The organism is Nocardiopsis coralliicola (assembly GCF_054779695.1).
Window position 1 is genome coordinate 1 of the sequence record NZ_BAAGXT010000027.1, and the last position, 21539, is coordinate 21539.

Genomic DNA, 21539 nt, shown 5'->3' on the forward strand with positions numbered 1-21539 from the left:
GGCGGCCGGGGCGCGCCGGCTGCGCCGACCGACCCGTTGACCGCGCCGGCCCCGCAGCCCCGGGGCCGGCCGCAGCAGACCGCAGGGCGCGCCCGCGCGCCCGAGAGCCGCCGCCCCTGCGGCGGCACACAGGAAAGGACGCCGTGGTGAGCGCGGAAGACTCGGCCGCCGTTGATCCCGTCCCCGCTGAGGCGCGCGAGCGCCACGCCGAACTGTCGCAGGAGCTCGACGACCACAGCTACCGCTACTACATGCAGAGCCCGATCATCTCCGACGCGGAGTACGACGGGCTCATGCAGGAGCTGCGTGCCCTTGAGGAGCGCTATCCGGAGCTGGTCACCCAGGACTCGCCCACCCAGAAGGTCGGCGCGCCGATCAGCAACGAGTTCGCGCCGGTGGAGCACCTGCGCCGGATGGAGAGCCTCGCCAACGCCTTCAGCGCCGACGAGCTGTCCGCCTGGGCGGACCGGGTGGCCGGCGAGGCACCGGTCGACGCGTACCTCTGCGAGCTGAAGATCGACGGGCTCGCCGTCGACCTCGTCTATGAGAACGGCAGGCTGACCAGCGCCGCCACCCGCGGCGACGGGCGCGTCGGCGAGGACATCACGCTCAACGTGCGCACCATCGCCGCCGTCCCCGACCACCTCGACGGGTCGGTCCGCCCGGCGCCCGAGCTGCTCGAAGTACGCGGCGAGGTGTTCCTGCCGGTGGAGGAGTTCGGCGCGCTCAACCGCCGGCTGCTCGCCGAGGGAAAGCCGGAGTTCGCCAACCCGCGCAACGGCGCGGCGGGCTCGCTGCGCCAGAAGGACCCGCGGATCACCGCCACCCGGCCGCTCACCATGATCGCGCACGGCGTCGGCGCGCACCGCGGGGTGGAGTTCACCCACCAGTCGCACGTCTACGACCTGCTCCGCGATTGGGGCATCCCGATCAGCGACCGGTACCGGGTGGTCGGCTCCCTGGCCGAGGTGCGCGCCTTCGTCGACTACTACGGCGAGCACCGGCACGAGCCGGCCTACGAGATCGACGGCGTCGTGGTGAAGGTCGACGACGTCACCCTGCAGCGCCGCCTCGGCTCCACCTCCCGTGCGCCGCGCTGGGCGATCGCCTACAAGTACCCGCCGGAGGAGGTCACCACCAAGCTGACCGACGTCCGCGTCAACGTCGGCCGCACCGGGCGGGTCACGCCGTACGGGGTGATGGAGCCGGTGCGCGTCGCCGGCTCGGAAGTCGAGTTCGCCACCCTGCACAACGCGCAGGAGGTCGCGCGCAAGGGCGTCCTGATCGGCGACACGGTCGTCCTGCGCAAGGCCGGCGACGTGATCCCGGAGATCGTCGGCCCGGTCGCGGAGCGCCGGGACGGCTCCGAGCGGCCCTTCCAGATGCCGGAGACGTGCCCGGAGTGCGGCACACCGCTCGGCCAGCAGAAGGAGGGCGACGTCGACCTGCGCTGCCCCAACGCGCGGCGCTGCCCGGGCCAGCTGCGCGAGCGGCTGTTCTACGTCGCCGGCCGCAAGGCGCTGGACATCGAGACGCTCGGCTACGTCGCCGCAACAGCGCTCACCCAGCCGCTGGAGCCGGCCGAGCCGCCGCTGGCCGACGAGGGCGACCTGTTCGACGTCACTGTGGAGCAGCTGCTGCCGATCCGCACCCTGGTACTCGACCCCGACACGACCGAGCCCAAGACCGACCCCAAGACCGGTGAGCCGAAGGTCGTCACGTTCTTCGCCAACGCCGACGGCGAGCCGAAGAAGACCGTCGAGCGGCTCTTCGCCGAGCTGGAGGCGGCCAAGGAGCGGCCGCTGTGGCGGGTGCTGGTGGGGCTGTCCATCCGGCACGTCGGCCCGCGCGCGGCCGAGGACCTGGCCCGGCACTTCCGCTCGATGGATGCGATCGAGTCCGCAACCGAGGAGGAGCTCGCCTCGGTCGAGGGGATCGGACCGACCATCGCCGCCTCCATCCGCGAGTGGTTCGCCGAGGACTGGCACCGCGACATCGTCGCCAAATGGCGGGCCGCGGGTGTCCGCATGGCCGACGAGGGCGCCGACAGCGGGCCCCGCCCGCTCGACGGCACCACCGTCGTCGTGACCGGATCGCTGGAGGGCTTCACCCGGGACGGCGCCAAGGAGGCCATCGCGGAGCAGGGCGGCCGCGCCTCCGGCTCGGTGTCGAAGAAGACGCACTTCCTGGTGGCCGGCGACAGTCCGGGCAGCAAGTACGACAAGGCCGTGAAGCTCGGTGTCCCGGTGCTCGACGAGGACGGCTTCGGAGTCCTGCTCCGGCAGGGCCCGGAGGCGGCCGCGGCCGTCGCCGTCACCGGCGGCGAGGACGGCGCCGGCGGGGACTCCGCCGACGCCTAGGGCGTGCCGGGCGGGCACCTGTCCTGCTGCGCGGCGCCCCGGCGCGCCCCTCGCGACGTATCTCCTCTCCTCGACGGGAGAAGCCCGCCCTGACCCCCTCGTCGGCCGTGCGGCGGGTGCACTGCCGGCACCGCTCGCGGCAGACGCCGTCCGCCCGGCACGCCCCGAGGGCGCGCGCCCGGAGGTGGTGCTCCGGGCGACAGGGCCCCGCCGCAGCCGGTACCGGCCAACCGCCGGGAGCCGGCGCCGAAGCGTCTGAAACCGCGGCGCCGGAAGCGGGCGGCTGCCCCGCGGCAGCCGCACGCTTCCGCGTCAGCCCAGCGCCGGCCGCTCCCTCCCGCGCGGCCGGAGCTTCCCCGGCGTGCCCGCCCGCGGCACCGCCGTGCGCTGAAACAGCCCACCATGCGCGACCGCGGCGCTACCCGTCGCAGTACTCTGGGGGCGGGCGCGCGATACCCGACCTTTCGGCCGACGTCTTACGCAACGTCCCCGTATGGCGACACCTGGTGATGAAGAGTCGTAAGCTGGGCAGAGTCGCGGGCACCGATTCGGTCGTTTCGCGGCGCCGAACCGGCCGCATCCGCTGCCGCCTCGGATGGAAAGGGTGGGAACCGGCACCGCGCATGGACGTACCGAGACGACAACCGCCGCAACGGATACCGGGACAGGTACCGAGCTGATGAGGGACCCGAACAACACGCGGGACATCGGCCCGCGGGCCGGCACCCCGCTCTGGTGGTACCTGGCCGGCGGCACGGCCGCGGGAGCGGCGCTGCTGGCCGGGTCGCTGGCGTGGTCGGGGCGGGACAACCTGCTGCTCCTCGCCGAGCAGCCGCTGGTCTGGGTCGTCCTGTGCATGGTGGTCCTCGGCGAACTGCGCCCCATCGCCACCGCCGGGTCGGCCACCGACGAAGGCGCGCCCACCTCGCTGCCGTTCTCCTTCGCGCTGCTCATCTTCGTCGGGCTGCCCGCGGCCGCCGCGGTGCAGGCGGTGGCCACCCTCGTCGCGGGGACGATGCGCCGGCACTCGCTGCACCGCACCGCGTTCAACGCCGGCCAGTACGTGCTCTCGCTCGGCGTCGCAGACGCCGTCCTGCGGCTCTTCCACGCGCCCGCCTCCGCCTACCCGTGGGTGCCCGACGGCGCCGAGCTGCTGCTCGTCGCGCTGGCGGCCGCCGCCTACTTTGTGACCAACCTGGTCCTGGTCGAGTGCGCGGTCGCCATGCACGAGCGGGCGCCGCTGCACACGGTGCTGGGCAAGGACTTCGGCCAGCGGCTCTTCGTCAACGGCGTGCTGCTCGGCCTGGCTCCGCTGGTCGTCGTCACCATGGCGCAGTCGATCTGGCTGGTCCCGCTGTTCGCGCTGCCCCTGGCCGCGCTCTACGTCAGCGCCACCCTCTCGGTCACCCGCGAGCACCAGGCCAACCACGACGAGCTGACCGGCCTGGCCAACCGCAAGCTGCTCATCCTGCGCACCGAGGAGGCGCTGACCGAGGCCCGTCAGCGCGGGCACCGCGTCGGGCTGCTCCTGCTCGACCTGGACCGGTTCAAGGAGGTCAACGACACCCTGGGCCACCCCACCGGTGACCGGCTGCTGCAGATCGTCGCGCTGCGCCTCACCCACAGCGTCCGCCCGGGCGACCTGGTCGCGCGGCTGGGCGGGGACGAGTTCGCCGTGCTGCTGCCGCAGGTGCGCGATGCCGCCTCGGCCCGGGAGGTCGCCGCCCGGCTGCGCGTCTCGCTCGCCGAGCCCACCCGGATCGACGGGATGGACTTCGACCTGGAGGCCAGCGTCGGCATCGCCCTGTTCCCCGAGCACGCGCCCGACTTCGAGATGCTGCTGCAGCGCGCCGACGTCGCGATGTACGTCGCCAAGGAGCGCCGCACCGGCGCCGAGTCCTACACGCCGCAGAAGGACCGCCACTCCACCGCCCGGCTCAGCCTCTTCGGCGAGCTGCGCCGCGCCCTGGTCGAAAAGGAGCTGGAGATGTTCTTCCAGCCCACCGTCGACCTGTCCACCCGCGGCACGGTGGGCCTGGAGGCGCTGGTGCGCTGGCGGCACCCGCAGCGCGGCGTGCTGGAGCCGCACGACTTCGTGCCGCTGATCGAGCAGTCCTACCTGATCCGCGGCTTCACCCACGAGGTCCTGGAGCAGACCCTCACCCGGCTGGCCGAATGGCGGGCCGCCGGCCACACCGTGCCGGTCGCGGTGAACCTGTCTGCCCGCGAACTGCTCGATCCCACGCTGCCCGGCGTGGTCGAGGCCGCCCTGCGCCGGCACGGAGTCCCCGCCGCGGCGCTGCGCCTGGAGATCAGCGAGCGCGTCGTGGTCGCCGAGGCCGACGCGGTCACTCCGGTCATCCTGGCGCTGGCCGACATCGGCGTGCCGCTCAGCCTCGACGACTTCGGCACCGGCTACTTCACCCTGGCCCGCCTCAACGGCCTGCCCGTGGAGGAGATCAAGGTCGACCCCTCCTTCGTGCGCCGGATCGCGGACGGCGGAGACGGCCGCACCATCGTCGCGTCGGCGGTCGCCCTGGTGCGCACCCTCGGCATGCGCTCGGTGGCCGAGGGCGTGGAGGACTCCGCCACCGCCGACGCCCTGCGCGCCATGGGCTGCGACGCCGCGCAGGGCCGCTTCTTCGCGCCGCCCCTGGAAGCCGCGGCGGTCACCGCGCGGCTCCGCGCCGAGTACCCGCCCGATCCCGGCGGACTCCCCGGCGAGCGCAGGATCGGGCAGTTCTAGGGCGTGTTGGGTGGGCAACTGTCCTGCTGCGCGTCGCCCGGGCGTATTCGGGGAACGCCGGCGGCCCCCGACCCGCCCGCGCCGCGGAGCGGACCCGGGCGGCCGGACTCGGGGCGGACCCCGACGCAGGACTGCCGCGCGGTCATAGGATCGGGGCGTGGTGAACGCACGCCCGACGGCTCTGAGCAGAGAGCGGTACATGTCCGGAGGTACTGCGCCATCGCCCGCGGTGGGCGCGTCGTGGGCGGGCGGCTGTCGGTCGACTTCGGCAGAGGAGTGCTGTGCGGCCATAGGATTGGCTTGTCGTGAACCGCGTGTGGTCGGGTGTGCCTGGCGGTTGGGTCCCCTCCGGCTGCGCACTCGACGGCCCCAGAGCAGAGAACGGTACGTATCTACATGACCGCCATCACCCGTGATGAGGTCGCGCACCTCGCCCGGTTGTCGCGGCTGGCACTGAACGAGGACGAGCTCGAACCCCTCGCCGCCCAGCTCGACGAGATCATCTCCGCAGTGGCGAAGGTCCAGCAGGCCGCCGAGGGCGACATCCCGCCGAGCTCGCACGCGCTGCCGCTGACCAACGTCTACCGCCCCGACGAGGCGCAGCCCGGCCTCACCCCCGAGCAGGCGCTCGCCGGCGCCCCGGCGGTGGAGGACCAGCGGTTCCGCGTCCCGCAGATCCTGGGCGAGGAGGAGTAGCGATGAGCAGCGAACTGATCGGGCTGAGCGCGGCCGGGCTGGGTGCGGCCATCGCGCGCGGCGAGGCGTCGGCTGCCGACGCGGCGACCGCCTACCTGGACCGTATCGGCGAGGTCGACGGCGGCATCAACGCGTTCCTGCACGTGGACCGCGAGGCGACGCTGGCGCAGGCGCGCGCGGTGGACGAGCGGCGCGCGGCGGGTGAGGAGCTGGGCCCGCTGGCCGGTGTGCCGATCGCGCACAAGGACGTGTTCACCACCTCCGACATGCCCACCACGGCGGCCTCGCGCATGCTCGAGGGCTGGACACCGCCCTACGACGCGACCGTCACCGAGCGGCTGAAGTCCGCCGGCATGGTGGTGCTCGGCAAGACCAACATGGACGAGTTCGCGATGGGCTCCTCCACCGAGAACTCCGCGTTCGGCCCCACCCGCAACCCGTGGGACACCGGCCGCGTGCCCGGCGGCTCCTCCGGCGGCTCCTCTGCGGCGGTGGCCGCGTTCGAGGCGCCGCTGGCGACCGGCACCGACACCGGCGGCTCGATCCGCCAGCCGGCCGCGGTCTGCGGCCTGGTCGGCGCGAAGCCCACCTACGGCGGCTCGTCCCGCTACGGGCTGATCGCGTTCGCGTCCTCGCTGGACACGCCGGGCCCGTTCGCCCGCACCGTGGAGGACGCCGCGCTGCTGCAGGAGGCATTCTCCGGGCACGACCCGCGCGACTCCACCTCGATCGACTCGCCGGTGCCGCCGGTCGTCGAGGCGGCGCGCCGGGCCGACGTGTTCGGGATGACCATCGGCGTGGTGCGCGAGTTCGGCGGCGAGGGATACCAGGCCGGCGTGCTGCAGCGGTTCCAGGAGAGCGTCGAGCTGCTGGAGTCGCTCGGCGCGAAGGTCGTCGAGGTCTCCTGCCCGAGCTTCGACACGGCCCTGGCCGCCTACTACCTCATCGCGCCGAGCGAGGCGTCGTCCAACCTGGCCCGCTTCGACGCGATGCGCTACGGCCTGCGGGTCGGCGACGACGGCTCGCGCGGCGCCGAAGAGGTCATGGCGCTGACCCGCGCCGAGGGCTTCGGCCCGGAGGTGAAGCGCCGCATCATCCTCGGCACCTACGCGCTGTCCAGCGGCTACTACGACGCCTACTACGGTTCGGCGCAGCAGGTCCGCACGCTCATCAAGCGGGACTTCGACGCGGCGTTCGGCCAGGTGGACGTGCTGGTGTCGCCGACGGCGCCGACCACGGCGTTCCCGCTGGGGGAGCGGACCGGCGACCCGATGGCCATGTACCTCGCCGACCTGTGCACGATCCCGACCAACCTCGCGGGCAACGCGGCCCTGTCGGTGCCGTGCGGCCTCGCTCCGGAGGACGGCCTCCCGGTCGGCCTGCAGGTGATGGCGCCGGCGCTGGCCGACGACCGCACCTACAGGGTGGGCGCGGCCCTGGAGGCGGCGCTGCGCGACCGCGACGGCGCCGCGTTCCTCGACCGCAGCCCCTACGCGGTCTAGGGCAAGCAGGCCTGCAGTTCGGCACCTTTCGGCGCCCCCGGCCACCGGCCGGGGGCGCCGCGTGCGCTGTACCCGTGCCGGCGGAGCCCCCCGGCCGCACCGCAGCGGTGCCGGGCCGGGCGCCTGCCGTGCCCGCGGACGCGCCACGGCCCCGCAGCCGGGCGGCTGCGGGGCCGTGTGCAGTTCCGGACGGGCCGGACCGGGGATCCGGTCAGGCTTCGTCGACGGCGCTGCGGCGCTTGCGGCTCAGGTACATGGCCGCACCGCCACCCGCGACGGCGGCGACGGCCGCGCCGATGAGCGCGGTCAGGGCGCTACCGGTGACCGGCAGGCCGCCCTGGTCCTCGTCCTTCTCCGGGGCCGGCTTGTCGTCCGGCTTGTCCGTCTCCTCCGGAGCGCTGGGCGACGGCGACGGCTCCTCCGGGGTCTCCGTCTCCTCCGGCGGCGGCGGGGTCTCGCCGCCCTCGGACGCCGCCCAGGAGACCGACGCGCCGGCGGTGACCTCGGTCGACTTGCCGGCGGCGGTGATCAGCGTCTGGGTGGCCTCCTCGCCCTCGGCGCCCTTGAACAGGCGGCCGACCTCGACCGTGGCCGAGACGGTGCCGGAGACGCTGGCCTGGCCGGCCTCGGCGTCCTCGGCGACCTGGAAGCCGAAGGTGTCGCCGTTGGCGACCTCCTCGACGGGCTCGCCCGACTCAAGGTCGACCAGCTGCACGCCCTCGGGCGCGTCCAGGGTCAGCGGCACGGAGTCGGCGCTGGTGGCGACCGTGAACTCGCCGATGGTCTCGCCGGCGGTGCCCTCGGCGGACCCGGGGGTGATGGTCAGCGAAGCCTGCGGCTCCTCGACCTCCTGGTCCTGGGCGTTCTCGACCAGGCTGTCGTACAGGGCATCGACGTTTCCGTCCTTGCCCTTGTCCAGCTCGACACCGTTGCTGAAGTGCCAGATCGCGGCCTGGGTGCCCGCGATGGCCTGCTCCTGGGTGAGGCCCTCGATCTTGGTGGCCTCGGCCAGCGTGGCCACGTCGACCTTGGGGAAGGAGTTCTGCAGGATCCAGTGGACCTTGCCGGCGTCCTCAGTGGAGCCCTTGCCCGGGTAGTTGGCCCAGGCGTCCTCCTGGTAGGCCGCGCCCTTGCGGATGTTGGTCTCGTAGTCGATGCAGTACGTCTTCAGCACGGTGCCGTCTTCGAGGGTGAGGTCGAAGACGCTGGTGCCGATCGTGCTGCCGTTGACGGAGACCTTCTGGCCAGCGGTGCTGGTGCCGTCGTAGACGCCCTTGGCGCCGGAGGCCAGGGCGGGGGCCCCGGAGAACCCGAAGGCCAGGGCGGCGGCGGTGGTGGCGGCCGCGAAGGCGGCCGCGCGCCGGCCGCGGCGCGGTGCGCTGTGCGGAATGGTCGTCTCGATCAAATTGTGTCCCGGTGGATTTGAGGGAACCGGATTGCGGCGGGCGCACCCACGCCGTGCTGGAGGGCACGGTGGAAATCGGGGTGGGCGCAGGCCCGAGGGTGCGGGTCCGGAACGGCGCGGCGGACGCGGGCGCTCGAAGGGCGGCCGCGGGCCGTGGCTCTCGGGAATTGAGATGCGTGGTGGGGCTTCCGGACTACCGCACCGCCTGATCTTAGCGACCCGATTACGGTCTTCCAACATGGTTCGCGGAATTAGTCAGAATCGATGAGCTAGGTCGGGCTCGCGGCACTATGTCGCAATTCTCGACCTGCGGAAATGTCGAAAACCGCGAGTTCGGGGGCTGTGGACAACGGGCTCTCGTGCCGCTGCCCTGACGTTTTCGGACCCCGGTGGTTTACCTGCCGACGTGGCCGTTTGCGGAACTCTGCGCCCTGCCGCGGCCGGCGTGACTCCGGTCTCAGGCCGCGTGATTACGCAGTGTTCCGTGCCCCCTGGGGCATTCGGGACCATTGATTGCGGTGGGGCGGCGCCGCAATGGGGGTGCCGGCCCGCGCGGCAGCCGGAGTGCGCAATCGGGCCGCCGGTTTCAGCGCCGCCGCCGCGCCAGGGCCATCGCCGCCGCCCCGGCCAGCGCGAGGACCGCGCCGGCCGCCAGGAGACTGCCCAGCCAGGTGCCGGTGCGGGCGAGCGCCGCGGGCTCATCCGCTCCGGGCTGCGGCGACGGTGAGGGCGCGGGAGCTGCGTCGGGCTGCCCGCTGGGGACCGGGCCCGCGGCGTCCGGCGCCACCGGCGTCCCCGGCGGGGGAGCCGTCGGAGCGGCCTCGGCCGGAGCGGTGGCATCAGGGCCCCACACGGCCTTGACGGTGTCGGTGCGCGGCGCCGAGGCGGCCTCGGCCGTCACCATCGCCACGGCGGCGACGCCGTCGCGGCCCACGAACGGGCGGCCGGGCTCGATCGCCGCATCCTCCACCGCCGCATACACGGTGGCCACGCCCGCGGCGCCCGGGTCGGGCGCGCGCAGGAAGAACTCGCCGCCGTCGGACACCCGCTGCAGCGCGGTGCCGTCGGCGTCGGTCAGCGCCGCGCCCTGCGCACCGCGCACGTCGACCCGGACCGGGCCGGAGGCCGTGGTGGACACGGTGAACGGCCCCATCGGGCCGCCGGGGCCACCGCCGTCCAGCCGCTCGGGGGAGAGGTGCAGCGCCGGCGCCGCGAGCGGGCCGTCCTGGCCCTCCGCGCCGTCCACCAGGTGCCGGTAGAGGCGGAGGACACCGGGGTCGTTGGCGCCGCTGCGCGGCGGAGCGGGCTCCGCGCCGTCGGTGTAGTGCCAGATCGCGGCTTGGGCGGCCGCGATGGCCTGGGCCTCGGAGAGCTCGGACAGCCCGGCCCGGCGGGCCAGCGTGTCCAGGCCGTTCTCCGGGTAGGCGTTGCGCACGATCCAGGTGACGGGGCCGGCGGCGCGGTCGGCCCCGGTGCCCGGGGCCGCGTCGTCCCAACCGCCTTCGACATAGGGGGCGGACGGGTCAGGCTCGGTGGCGAGCGCCGTGCCGTAGGCGGCGGCGCTCGCGTCGTCGGTGATGCGGAGCCGGTACAGGGCGGTCGGCACTTCGCGCCCGTTGGAGAGGACCACGGGGGCGCCGGGGACGGCCTCGCGCTCCACCCGCGACACGCCGCCCTGCGCGGAAGCGGGTGCGGCCGGAGCGGCGACGGCTGCCGCGGCGGCGAAGGCGCCGGCCAGCAGGGCGGCCAGGACGGGGCGCAGGAACGAGCGGGAGCGGGCCGGTGCGGCAGCCGCCCGACGGGCGCGCAGGACCGTCCGGCGGCGGAGCAGAGCAGCACGGGACACGGTGCGTGATCTCCTTCGCGCGGAACGTGGTTGCTGCCAGCGTAGCCGCCGGGCCCCCTCGTGTCGGGAGGAACCGCCCCCCGTATCCCGATCGTGCGCGCTCTGTGACATTGCGCCCGGCCCGCTCGGGCAGGTCCGCGGCATCGGTAGGCTTCAGGCAGATCCCCGCTTCCGCGCCGGCGTGCAGCCGGCAGGGGGAGCGGTGCAGTCGGGGCGCGCGCGGCGCGCCCCGGGCCGATGTCCACGGATGAACAGAACGGGTTGTGCGGCGATGGTCGACGCGGTGAAGAACGCCCCTGCCGCGAGCGGAGCTCCGGCGCCGGTGGCGTACGAGGACGCGGTGCAGCGGTACGCGCCGCTGCTGGGCCTCGAAGTACACATCGAGCTGGGCACCGCCTCGAAGATGTTCTGCGCGTGCGCGACCGCGTTCGGCGGCGACCCCAACACCCAGGTGTGCCCGGTCTGCCTCGCCCTGCCCGGTGCGCTGCCGGTGGTCAACGCCACCGCCGTGGAGAGCGCGATCCGCCTCGGCCTGGCGCTGAACTGCTCCATCGCGTCCTGGTGCCGGTTCGCCCGGAAGAACTACTTCTACCCGGACATGCCGAAGAACTACCAGATCTCCCAGTACGACGAGCCGCTGTGCAGCGACGGCCACCTCGACGTCACCGTCGACACGCCGGACGGCCCCCGCGAGGTCCGGGTGCCCATCGAGCGCGTGCACATGGAGGAGGACACCGGCAAGAGCGCCCACGTGGGCGGCTCCACCGGCCGCATCCACGGCGCCGACCACTCCAACGTCGACTACAACCGGGCCGGCATCCCGCTGCTGGAGATCGTCACCCGCCCGATCGAGGGCGCCGGCGACCTCGCCCCGGCGGTGGCCCGCGCCTACGTCGCCGAACTGCGCGCGCTCGCCCGCTCGCTGGGCATCTCCGACGTCCGCATGGAGGAGGGCTCGCTGCGCTGCGACGTGAACGTGTCGCTGTCGCCGGCGGGCTCCGACGAGTGGGGCACCCGCTCGGAGACCAAGAACGTCAACTCGCTGCGCTCGGTCGACCGCGCCGTGCGCTCCGAGATCGAGCGGCAGGCCGGCGTGCTCGACGCCGGCGGCCGCGTGGTGCAGGAGACCCGCCACTTCCAGGAGAACACCGGTACCTCGGTGTCCGGCCGGAGCAAGGAAGAGGCGCAGGACTACCGCTACTTCCCCGACCCCGACCTGGTGCCGGTCGCGCCGAGCGCCGACTGGGTCGAGGAGCTGCGCGCCGGGCTGCCCGAGCTGCCCTCCGCCCAGCGCGCCCGGGTGCGCGCCGAGTGGTCGCTCACCGATGAGGAGCTGCGCGACCTCGTCAACGCCGACGCCATCGAGCTGGTCGCCGCGACCGTCGCCGCCGGCGCAGGGCCGGACGAGGCGCGCAAGTGGTGGCTGAACGAGCTGTCCCGCGCCGCCTCGGACCGCAGTACCGAGCTCGCCGCGCTGCCGGTCAGTCCGGAACAGGTCGCGCGGGTCTGCGCGCTGGTGGCCGAGGGCACGCTCACCAACAAGCTGGCACGCCAGGTCGTCGACGGCGTGCTCGCCGGAGAGGGCGGCCCGGACGAGGTCGTCGAGGCCCGCGGGCTCGCCGTCGTCAGCGACGACGCGGAGCTGGGCGCGGTGGTCGACCAGGCCATCGCCGACAACCCCGATGTGGCCGAGAAGATCCGCGGCGGCAAGGTGGCCGCGGCCGGCAAGCTGGTCGGCGACGTCATGAAGGCCACTCGCGGCCAGGCCGACGCCGGGCGCGCCCGCGAGCTCATCCTGGAGCGGCTCGGGGCCGGCTGATCAGTGCCGGATCCGGTGCGGGGCGGGGAGTGATGGCGGTCACCCACCGTGCACGGTTCGTCGCCGGGTCTCCGCCCGTCCTCAATCCCAGCGTGACCTTGCGTGCATACCGTTGCGGCGCAAGGAATGCCGTGACCGGCGGGAACGGTGCCCGGTGTGCCGCTGGTGCCAGTGCGCCGCGCGGTGCTGCGCAGCGCCGCCGGCCAGTACCGGAGGCCGTGCGGCCGCGCCGCGGGCCCGGATGTGCCGGAGCGGTGCCGGAGCGGACGGCTCCGGGGGACGGAGCGCAGCGCCGGGGCACCGGCGCAGCGCCGAACGGCGGCGGATGCGCCGCAGTGCACAGCGCCATCGACCGAAGGGGTGCCCAGTGAGATCGCCCGCGGCGGTGGCCCCATGACGGGCATACACCGGATCTGGATCGCCGGCATCGCGGCGGTCACCGTGCTCTACGCCCTCGGCACCCTGGTGCCGACGGGGACCGGGGTGACGCTCACCTCGGCGCTGGGCAGCTGGCCGGCCGGTGTCGCCGCGGCGGCCGCCGCGGCGTCGCTGCTGTACGCGTCCCGCCAGCGCGCCGCGACCTCGGCCGACGACGCGGCCAACGCCGACGGCGCCGACGGCGCGGGCGCGATGCGCCTGCTCGGGTTCGCCGCTGCCGCGTGGAGCGCCGGCGCCGTCACCCTGGCCCTCACCGGGCTGCTGGTGACCAGCCCCGCCGTGTCGCTCACCCTCAGCGACCTGTTCTCGCTGGCCGCGCTGCCGCTGTTCGTGCTGGGCTTCATCCGGTTCGCCCCGCTGCCGCACGGCATGCGCCCGATCACCCGGCACTTCACCGACAGCTACGTCGCGGCCGCCGCGGTGTTCTCGGTGGTGTGGCTGCTGCTGTTCGCGCCGCTCTACACCGAGCTCAGCGATGGCGGCGAGTTCCTCGGCTTCGCGCTGGTCTACCCGGTCGCCGACATCGCGGTGCTCTGCCTGCTGGCGCCGCTGGTGTTCACCTCGCCGCACAGCACCCGGCGCGCGGTGCTCATCGCGATGGGCGCGTTCGTCATCGTGTGCGGCGCCGACCTCATCGGCGCCGTCACCCGGCTCACCGGCACCGCGCCGGCCGGCGGCATCGAGTACCCGGTCCGGGTGCTCGGCTTCGCGCTGCTGGCGCTGCTGCCCTGGCTGATCCGGGACCGGGCCGGCGCCGATCCGCGGCGCATCACCGGCCGCGCCCTCTACCGGTTCGCTCCCGAGATTGCGGCGTGCGGCGCACTCGCGGTGGGCGCCGTCGTGCTCACCATCGCCGCGCTGCGGATGGCCGACGTCGCGCCCGCGCTCGCCGTGGCCGCCGGGTCGTCGGTGCTGGTACTGCTGGTGCGCATGGTGGGCCTGCTGGAGGAGAACGGCACGCTCACCCGGATGCTCAGCACCCGGGAGAGCCACTTCCACGAGCTGGCCCGCAACAGCGGCGACGTCATCCTCATCCTGGAGCAGGACGGCCGCGTCTTCTACGCCAGCCCGGGCGCCGCCGAGTCCTTCGGCTACGGGCTGGACGACCTGGTCGCCGAGCCGCTGACCGCGATCATCCACCCCGAGGACCTGCCCCGGGCCGGCGCGGTGGCGCAGGTGTTCGAGCGCGGCTCGGACAGCGTGCACCTGCGGGTGCGCGCCCGCGCCGGAGACGGGACGTGGCGGCACACCGAGTCCACCGTGTCGCTGTACGAGCAGCCCGGCGAGCCCGACCGGCTGCTGGTCACCACCCGCGACATCAGCGCCCAGGTGGCGCTGGAGGACCAGGTCAACCACCTGACGTTCCACGATGGACTCACCGGCCTGCCCAACCGGGCCTATCTGGAGGAGCGCGCCCGCGAGACGCTGGCCGGCCGCGCTGTCGGCGCAGACGGCGGCCCGGGCGGTGCCGGGGCCGACGGCGGCGAAGTCGCCGCGATCTTCCTCGACCTGGACGGCTTCACCGCGGTCAACGACTCCGCCGGGCACAGCGCCGGCGACTACCTGCTGGCCCAGGCCGCCCGCCGGCTGCGCGCCACGGCGCCGTCCGGCACCACACTGGCCCGGTGGGGCGGCGACGAGTTCGCCGTCCTGGTCGAGGGCGGCCTGACCGCGCAGCGCATCGCCGATCTCGCCGAGCGGATGGCGCAGACGATCGGCGCGGAGCCGTTCCACATCGCCGACCGCGAGGTGCTGCTGACCGCCGCCTCCGGCGCCGCGTTCGCCGAGCCCGACATGGACGCCGGCGAACTGCTGCGCAACGCCGACATGGCGCTGGCCCGCGCCAAGGAGCAGGGCGGCGGCCGGATGGAGATCTACGCCGCCGACATGCACGCCCGGGTGGTCGGCCGGCTGGAGCTGCAGGCCGAGCTGCGCCAGGCCCTCGCCGACGGTGCCTTCACCCTGGAGTACCAGCCCGTGGTGGACCTGGAGAGCTCCCAGGTGACCGCGGTCGAGGCGCTGGTGCGCTGGAAGCGCGGGGGCGGGGACGCCGAGCTGGTGCCGCCGGCCGGGTTCCTCGGCGCCGCTGAGGAGTCCGGCCTGATCGTGCCGCTGGGCGCGTGGATCCTCCGCGAGGCGTGCGAGCGGGTCGCGATCTGGCGGGCCGCGGACTGGGACATCGCGCTGTCGGTCAACCTGTCGGTGAAGCAGATCCTCTCGCCGAAGTTCGTGGAGACGGTGGCCGGAGCACTGGAGGAGAGCGGCCTGCCCGCTTCGGTGCTCACCCTGGAGGTCGACGAAGAGGTCCTGCTGGAGGACCAGGGCGAGGCCGTGGAGCGGCTCGCCGCGCTGCGCCGGCTGGGCGTGCGGCTCGCCATCGACGACTTCGGCATGGGGTATGCGTCACTGGCCCACCTGCGCGAACTGCGGGTCGACGCGATCAAGATCGACCCCTCCTTCGTCCGCGACCTCGGCACCGACGGCACCGTCACGCTGCTCACCCACACCCTCATCCGGCTCGGCCAGGACCTGGGCGTCCAGGTGATCGCTGAGGGCATCGAGCGGCCCGAGCAGCTGCAGAAGCTGCGCGCCATGGGCTGCGGCTTCGGCCAGGGCTTCCTGGTGGCCCGCCCGATGGCGGCCGAGGGGATGGAGGCGCTGGTCGGCGGCGCCGGCATCACGCTCTGACGACGCACGCCGACGCCCCCTGCCGCTGACCGGAGGACCCTCCAGGCCCGGCGGGGGGCGTCGTTGCGCCCGGCCCCCGCCGCTCTCAGGTGTACGTATGTCGGAAGTCACATCCCGAATGCTGAGACGTTCTGTAGTTCCGGTTGACGTCCGCCCCGGCCTCGGCCAAGGTTGACACCGTGCAGAGCAACCTCCACCTCATTCTCGTACTTGGTCGGCGCGCAGCCGGTTGACCAAGTCTCTTCTGCTGCGCGCGCCCTCCGACCGCATCGAGCGGTGGAGGGTTTTTTGATGCCGCAGGCGGCGGCATCGACCACTGCACACCGATACCGAGCCCTCGAGCTCTCGAAGGAATGTGTGATGACCGATCAGATGACCGGAGCCCAGTCGCTCATCAGGTCGCTGGAGCACGCAGGCGCCGACGTGGTCTTCGGAATCCCCGGCGGGGCCATCCTCCCCGCCTACGACCCCCTCTACGACTCCGCCAAGGTCCGGCACATCCTGATGCGCCACGAGCAGGGCGCAGGCCACGCGGCAGAGGGCTATGCCTACGCCACCGGCCGTCCCGGCGTGTGCATGGCGACCAGCGGCCCCGGCGCGACCAACCTCGTCACCCCCATCGCCGACGCCCACATGGACTCGGTGCCCATGGTCGCCATCACCGGCCAGGTGGCGACCCCCGCGATCGGCACCGACGCCTTCCAAGAGGCCGACATCTCCGGCATCACGATGCCGATCACCAAGCACAACTTCCTCGTCAAGGACGCCGAGGACATCCCGCGCACCATCGCCGAGGCGTTCCACATCGCCTCCACCGGCCGGCCCGGCCCCGTCCTGGTCGACATCGCCAAGGACGCGCTGCAGAACAGCGCCGGGTTCCGCTGGCCGGAACGGCTCGACCTGCCCGGCTACCGCCCGGTCACCAAGCCGCACGGCAAGCAGGTGCGCGAGGCCGCCCGGATGATCGCCGACGCCCGCCGCCCGGTCCTCTACGTCGGGGGCGGCGTGCTCCGCGCAGGCGCCCACCAGGAGCTGCGCGTTCTCGCCGAGCTCACCGGCGTGCCGGTCGTCTCCACCCTGATGGCCCGCGGCGTCTTCCCCGACTCCCACCCCCAGCACCTCGGCATGCCCGGCATGCACGGCAGCGTCTCCGCTGTCGGCGCGCTGCAGAAGGCCGACCTCGTCGTCGCCCTCGGCGCCCGGTTCGACGACCGGGTCACCGGGCGGCTGGACAGCTTCGCGCCCGGCGCCGCCATCGTGCACGCCGACATCGACCCCGCGGAGATCTCCAAGAACCGGCACGCCGACGTGCCGATCGTCGGCGACTGCCGCGAAGTCCTCGCCGACCTCGTCGTCGCGGTCCGCCGCGACCAGGCCGAGGACCGCTACGGCGACTACGCCGCCTGGTGGGCCCAGCTGGACCGGCTGCGCAGCGTCTACCCGCTCGGCTACGACCGCCCCTCGGACGGAAGCCTCGCCCCGCAGCAGGTCATCCAGCGCCTCGGCGAGATCGTCGGCCCCGACGCCGCCTACGTCGCCGGCGTCGGCCAGCACCAGATGTGGGCCGCCCAGTTCGTCTCCTACGAGAACCCGGGCAGCTTCATCAACTCCGGCGGCCTGGGCACCATGGGCTTCTCGGTGCCGGCCGCGCTCGGCGCCGCCGTCGGGCAGCCGGACCGCCCCACCTGGGCGATCGACGGCGACGGCTGCTTCCAGATGACCAACCAGGAGCTGGCCACCTGCGCCGTCGAGGGCATCCCGATCAAGGTCGCGGTCGTCAACAACGGCAACCTCGGGATGGTGCGGCAGTGGCAGACCCTCTACTACGAGGGCCGCTACTCCAACACCGAGCTGCGCACCGCGCCCGACGAGGGCAAGGTCCGCATCCCCGACTTCGTCCGGCTCGCCGAAGCCTACGGCTGCGTCGGCCTGCGCTGCGAGAGCGCCGAGGACATCGACGCCACGATCGAGAAGGCCATGGCGGTCGACGACCGGCCCGTCGTCGTCGACTTCACCGTCAACGCCGACGCGATGGTCTGGCCGATGGTCGGCCCCGGCATCAGCAACGACAACATCCAGTACGCACGCGACATGGCGCCGGACTGGGGCGACACCGACTGACACCCCCGCGGCACCCGCCCCGCGGCGGCCCTCCGGCCAGCGCACCCGCTGCCCGGAGCGCAGCGCCGCAGCGTCCACCGCCCCACCGCGTCCCCAACCCAGCGAGAAGAACGAGACAGAGGGCCTCACCGATCATGACCCAGCACACGCTCGCCGTCCTCGTCGAGGACACGCCGGGCATCCTCGCCCGCGCCTCGGCCCTGTTCTCCCGCCGGGGCTTCAACATCAACTCCCTCAGCGTCTCCACCACGGAGTACGAGGGGCTCTCCCGCATGACGATCGTGGTCAACTGCGACCGACACCCCTTGGAGCAGGTGACCAAGCAGCTCAACAAGCTCGTGAACGTCATCAAGATCGTCGAGATGGACACCGAGGCATCGGTCCGCCGGGAGCTGCTGCTGGCGAAGGTCAAGGCCGACGCCGCCAGCCGCCCGCACGTCATCCAGACCGCCGAGCTGTTCCGCGCCAACATCGTGGACGTCGGCACCGACGTGGTGGTCATCGAGGCCACCGGCAAACCGGAGAAGCTCGACGCGCTGATCCGGAACCTGGAACCGTACGGGATCAAGGAACTGGTCAAGTCCGGTCTGGTCGCCCTCGGGCGCGGACCCCGGTCCATCACCGATCGATCGCTGCGCCCCGTCGAGCGCAGCGCCTAGGGCGCGCACCCCCGCGTCCCGCGCCGGCGGCGCGCCTCCCGCGCCGCCGCCGCACCCCGCGTCCGCTGCTGCAGCACCCCCTGCAGCGCGCCCGCGGCAGACACGAGCACGAGCAACGAGCCGAGGAGCCCGAAGTGGCAGCAGAGATGTACTACGACGACAACGCCGACCTGGGCATCATCCAGGGCCGCAAGGTCGCGGTGATCGGATACGGGAGCCAGGGGCACGCGCACGCGCTCTCGCTGCGCGACTCGGGGGTCGACGTGCGCGTCGGCCTCGCCGAGGGCTCCTCCAGCCGCGCCAAGGTCGAAGAAGAGGGCCTGCGCGTCGTCACGCCCGCCGAGGCCGCCGCAGAGGCCGACCTCATCATGGTGCTGGTGCCCGACCACATCCACCGCGACCTCTACGCCAAGGAGATCGAGCCGCACCTGAAGGACGGCGACGCCCTCTTCTTCGGACACGGCTTCTCCATCCGCTACGACCTCATCGTGCCGCCCGCCGGCGTGGACGTGGCGATGGTCGCGCCGAAGGGCCCGGGCCACCTGGTCCGCCGCCAGTTCGAGGAGGGGCGCGGCGTCCCGGTGCTCGTCGCGGTCGAGCAGAACCCCACCGGCGGAGCCTGGGACCTGGCGCTCTCCTACGCCAAGGGCATCGGCGGCACCCGCGCCGGCGCGCTGAAGACCACCTTCACCGAGGAGACCGAGACCGACCTGTTCGGCGAGCAGGCCGTGCTCTGCGGCGGCCTCGCCGAGCTGATCAAGGCCGGCTTCACCACCCTCACCGAGGCGGGCTACCAGCCGGAGATCGCCTACTTCGAGTGCCTGCACGAGGTGAAGCTCATCGTCGACCTCATGTACGAGGGCGGCATCTCCAAGATGAACTGGTCGGTCTCCGACAACGCCGAGTACGGCGGCTACACCCGCGGCCCCCGGGTCATCACCGAGCAGACCCGCGAGGAGATGCGCCGGATCCTCGCCGAGGTCCAGGACGGCACCTACGCGCGCGAGCTCGTCGCCGAGTTCGATGCGGGCCGGCCCAACTTCCTCAAGCGCCGTGAAGCCGAGCAGGCCGAGCCGATCGAGAAGGTCGGTGCGGAGCTGCGTCCGCTGATGAGCTGGTTGAAGGCGTAGTGGTGGTGCTGGGCCGGGTCTTTCCTGTCGGAGGGGGCCTGGTCCGGCGCGGGGGCGGTTCGGCCGCGCGCCGCTGCAGCTGCACGGGCCCCTTCCCTTCCGGGGAGGGGCCCTCCGCGTGCGCGGGATCGCCGGCCGGGCACCGGCTCCGGCGTCCGCGCCGCCGGTGCGGGCGAGGGGTCGGACACATCGGCGCGCGGCGGGGACGCGCACGCGGCACCGCCCCGGGCCTGCTCCACCCGCTGCGCTGCAGGCGCTTCCGCCGGCGGCCGGGCGCCTGCGTCGGCCCTGGCAGGTGCGTCCCGGACCCGGCCGGGGCGCCGTGGAAAGACCCCTTCCCGCCCCCCATTCCGACCGCAGGACTAGACTTTCGGGGGCCGAAGCACCCGACCTGCCGTCCCAGCACTGCAGTATCGACCACTGAAGGAAGGCGCTGTGCCCAAGCCCGCAGTACTCGTCGCGGAAGAACTCTCCCCCGCCGGAATCGCGCTCTTCGAGGGCGACTTCGAGGTCCGGCACACCGACGGTGCGGACCGCTCCCAACTGCTGCCGGCCCTGGCCGACGTCGACGCCCTCATCGTGCGCAGCGCCACCCGCGTCGACGCCGAGGCCCTCGCGGCGGCGCCGAAACTGAAGGTGGTGGCCCGCGCCGGAGTGGGGCTGGACAACGTCGACGTGGAGGCGGCCACCAAGGCGGGCGTCCAGGTCGTCAACGCGCCCACCTCCAACATCGTCAGCGCCGCCGAGCAGGCCGTGAACCTGCTCCTCGCCTCGGCCCGCAACACCGCCCCCGCGCACAACGCGCTGATCAACGGCGAGTGGAAGCGGTCGAAGTACACCGGCGTCGAGGTCTACGACAAGACCATCGGCATCGTCGGCCTCGGCCGGATCGGCGCGCTGGTCGCACAGCGCCTCTCCGCGTTCGGCACGCACATCCTCGCCTACGACCCGTTCGTGCAGCCGGCCCGCGCCGCGCAGATGGGCGTGCGCATGGTGACCCTGGACGAGCTCCTGGAGCAGTCCGACTTCATCACCATCCACCTGCCGAAGAACGCCGACACCGTCGGCCTGATCAGCGACGAGGCGCTGTCCAAGGTCAAGCCGTCGGTGCGCATCATCAACGCCGCGCGCGGCGGCATCCTCGACGAGGCCGCCCTCTACCGGGCGCTCAAGGAGGACCGCGTCGGCGGCGCCGGCATCGACGTCTGGGCCAGCGAGCCGTGCACCGACAGCCCGCTGTTCGAGTTCGAGAACGTGGTCGTGGCCCCGCACCTGGGCGCCAGCACCGCCGAGGCGCAGGAGAAGGCCGGCACCCAGGTGGCGCGCTCGGTCAGGCTCGCGCTGAGCGGCGAGTTCGTGCCGGACGCGGTCAACGTGCAGGGCGGTGCGGTCGCCGACGAGGTCAAACCCGGCCTGCCGCTCACCGAGAAGCTCGGCCGCATCTTCACCGCGGTCGCCGGCGGCCTGCCCAGCCGGCTCGACGTGGTGGTGCGCGGCGAGATCGCCGAGCACGAGGTCAAGGTCATCGAGCTCTCCGCCCTCAAGGGCGTCTTCGCCGACGTGGTGGAGGAGTCGGTCACCTTCGTCAACGCCCCGCTGCTGGCCAAGGAGCGCGGCGTCGAGGTCGCCCTGGAGACCGGCGACGGCGACTCCGACTGGCGGAACCTCATCACCGTGCAGGGCGTGCTCGCCGACGGCCGCCGCATCTCGGTCTCCGGCACGCTCACCGGCCCCCGCCAGACCGAGAAGCTCGTCGAGCTCAACGGCTACACCATGGAGATCGCTCTCAGCGACCACATGGCGTTCTTCACCTACGACGACCGCCCCGGCATTGTCGGCACCGTCGGCGCCCTGCTCGGCGGCTCCGAAGTCAACATCGCCGGCATGCAGGTCAGCCGGGACACCCAGGGCGGCACCGCGCTGATCACCCTCACCGTCGACTCCGCCATCCCGGCGCCGACCCTCGAGGAGATCAGCACCGAGATCCGCGCCGAGTCCACCCGCCAGGTCGACCTGGAGGACTGACCCGGACGCCGCCGCGCGGCCGGTCGGGCGGGCCGGTCCCGGGTTCTCCGGGACCAGCACCCCCGGCCTCCGGGCGGGCCAGTCCCTGAGCGCCGTACCCCGGG

General features: G+C 73.3%; 12 protein-coding genes. 10 read left to right on the top strand and 2 right to left on the bottom strand.

Going from position 1 to position 21539, the window contains the following annotated elements; genetic code table 11:
• Window positions 1-146 precede the first annotated feature (146 nt).
• From ligA to gatA, 4 genes are all read left to right on the top strand, one after another.
• Entirely contained in the window at window positions 147-2360 is a 2214-nt protein-coding gene (gene ligA / locus ACYVGT_RS18230; RefSeq protein WP_460859910.1) for an NAD-dependent DNA ligase LigA, read from the top strand.
• Between the two features lie 679 nt (window positions 2361-3039).
• Entirely contained in the window at window positions 3040-5106 is a 2067-nt protein-coding gene (locus ACYVGT_RS18235) for a putative bifunctional diguanylate cyclase/phosphodiesterase (protein WP_460859912.1), read from the top strand.
• Window positions 5107-5502: 396 nt separating this feature from the next.
• Window positions 5503-5802 carry an Asp-tRNA(Asn)/Glu-tRNA(Gln) amidotransferase subunit GatC gene (gene gatC / locus ACYVGT_RS18240; RefSeq protein WP_460859914.1) on the top strand — a complete coding sequence of 100 codons (300 nt, stop codon included), beginning with the start codon at window positions 5503-5505 and terminating at the stop codon, window positions 5800-5802.
• 2 nt (window positions 5803-5804) lie between these two features.
• On the top strand, window positions 5805-7304 hold the full coding sequence (gatA, locus tag ACYVGT_RS18245) for an Asp-tRNA(Asn)/Glu-tRNA(Gln) amidotransferase subunit GatA (protein WP_460859916.1): 1500 nt from the start codon (window positions 5805-5807) through the stop codon (window positions 7302-7304).
• 211 nt (window positions 7305-7515) lie between these two features.
• Here gatA and ACYVGT_RS18250 read toward each other — a convergent pair whose 3' ends face one another.
• The gene (locus ACYVGT_RS18250) at window positions 7516-8709 is read right to left on the bottom strand and encodes a thioester domain-containing protein (protein ID WP_460859918.1); all 1194 of its coding nucleotides are present in this window, start codon (window positions 8707-8709) and stop codon (window positions 7516-7518) included.
• Between the two features lie 586 nt (window positions 8710-9295).
• Complete coding sequence (locus tag ACYVGT_RS18255; RefSeq protein ID WP_460859920.1) at window positions 9296-10555, bottom strand: thioester domain-containing protein; 1260 nt, start codon at window positions 10553-10555, stop codon at window positions 9296-9298.
• A gap of 322 nt (window positions 10556-10877) precedes the next feature.
• Here ACYVGT_RS18255 and gatB point away from each other — a divergent pair, with 322 nt between their 5' ends.
• From gatB to serA, 6 genes are all read left to right on the top strand, one after another.
• Complete coding sequence (gatB, locus tag ACYVGT_RS18260; protein WP_460860018.1) at window positions 10878-12374, top strand: Asp-tRNA(Asn)/Glu-tRNA(Gln) amidotransferase subunit GatB; 1497 nt, start codon at window positions 10878-10880, stop codon at window positions 12372-12374.
• A 393-nt stretch (window positions 12375-12767) separates the two neighbouring features.
• Window positions 12768-15500, top strand: a complete 2733-nt coding sequence (locus tag ACYVGT_RS18265) for a putative bifunctional diguanylate cyclase/phosphodiesterase (RefSeq protein WP_460859923.1) — start codon at window positions 12768-12770, stop codon at window positions 15498-15500.
• Window positions 15501-15791: 291 nt separating this feature from the next.
• Window positions 15792-17621 carry an acetolactate synthase large subunit gene (locus ACYVGT_RS18270; RefSeq protein WP_460859925.1) on the top strand — a complete coding sequence of 610 codons (1830 nt, stop codon included), beginning with the start codon at window positions 15792-15794 and terminating at the stop codon, window positions 17619-17621.
• A 134-nt stretch (window positions 17622-17755) separates the two neighbouring features.
• A complete protein-coding gene (gene ilvN, locus ACYVGT_RS18275) occupies window positions 17756-18280 on the top strand; it encodes an acetolactate synthase small subunit (protein WP_460859927.1) in 525 nt (174 codons plus the stop codon).
• A 134-nt stretch (window positions 18281-18414) separates the two neighbouring features.
• Complete coding sequence (gene ilvC / locus ACYVGT_RS18280) at window positions 18415-19410, top strand: ketol-acid reductoisomerase (protein WP_460859930.1); 996 nt, start codon at window positions 18415-18417, stop codon at window positions 19408-19410.
• Window positions 19411-19845: 435 nt separating this feature from the next.
• Window positions 19846-21435: a phosphoglycerate dehydrogenase gene (gene serA, locus ACYVGT_RS18285; protein WP_460859932.1), complete on the top strand. Its 1590-nt coding sequence runs from the start codon at window positions 19846-19848 to the stop codon at window positions 21433-21435.
• Window positions 21436-21539 lie beyond the last annotated feature (104 nt).

Coding starts and splice junctions, on each gene's coding strand:
- ilvN (WP_460859927.1), top strand. CDS start 17,756: ATGACCCAGCACACGCTCGCCGTCCTCGTCGAGGACACGCCGGGCATC.
- ACYVGT_RS18235 (WP_460859912.1), top strand. CDS start 3,040: ATGAGGGACCCGAACAACACGCGGGACATCGGCCCGCGGGCCGGCACC.
- gatC (WP_460859914.1), top strand. CDS start 5,503: ATGACCGCCATCACCCGTGATGAGGTCGCGCACCTCGCCCGGTTGTCG.
- ACYVGT_RS18270 (WP_460859925.1), top strand. CDS start 15,792: ATGCCGCAGGCGGCGGCATCGACCACTGCACACCGATACCGAGCCCTC.
- gatA (WP_460859916.1), top strand. CDS start 5,805: ATGAGCAGCGAACTGATCGGGCTGAGCGCGGCCGGGCTGGGTGCGGCC.
- ACYVGT_RS18265 (WP_460859923.1), top strand. CDS start 12,768: ATGACGGGCATACACCGGATCTGGATCGCCGGCATCGCGGCGGTCACC.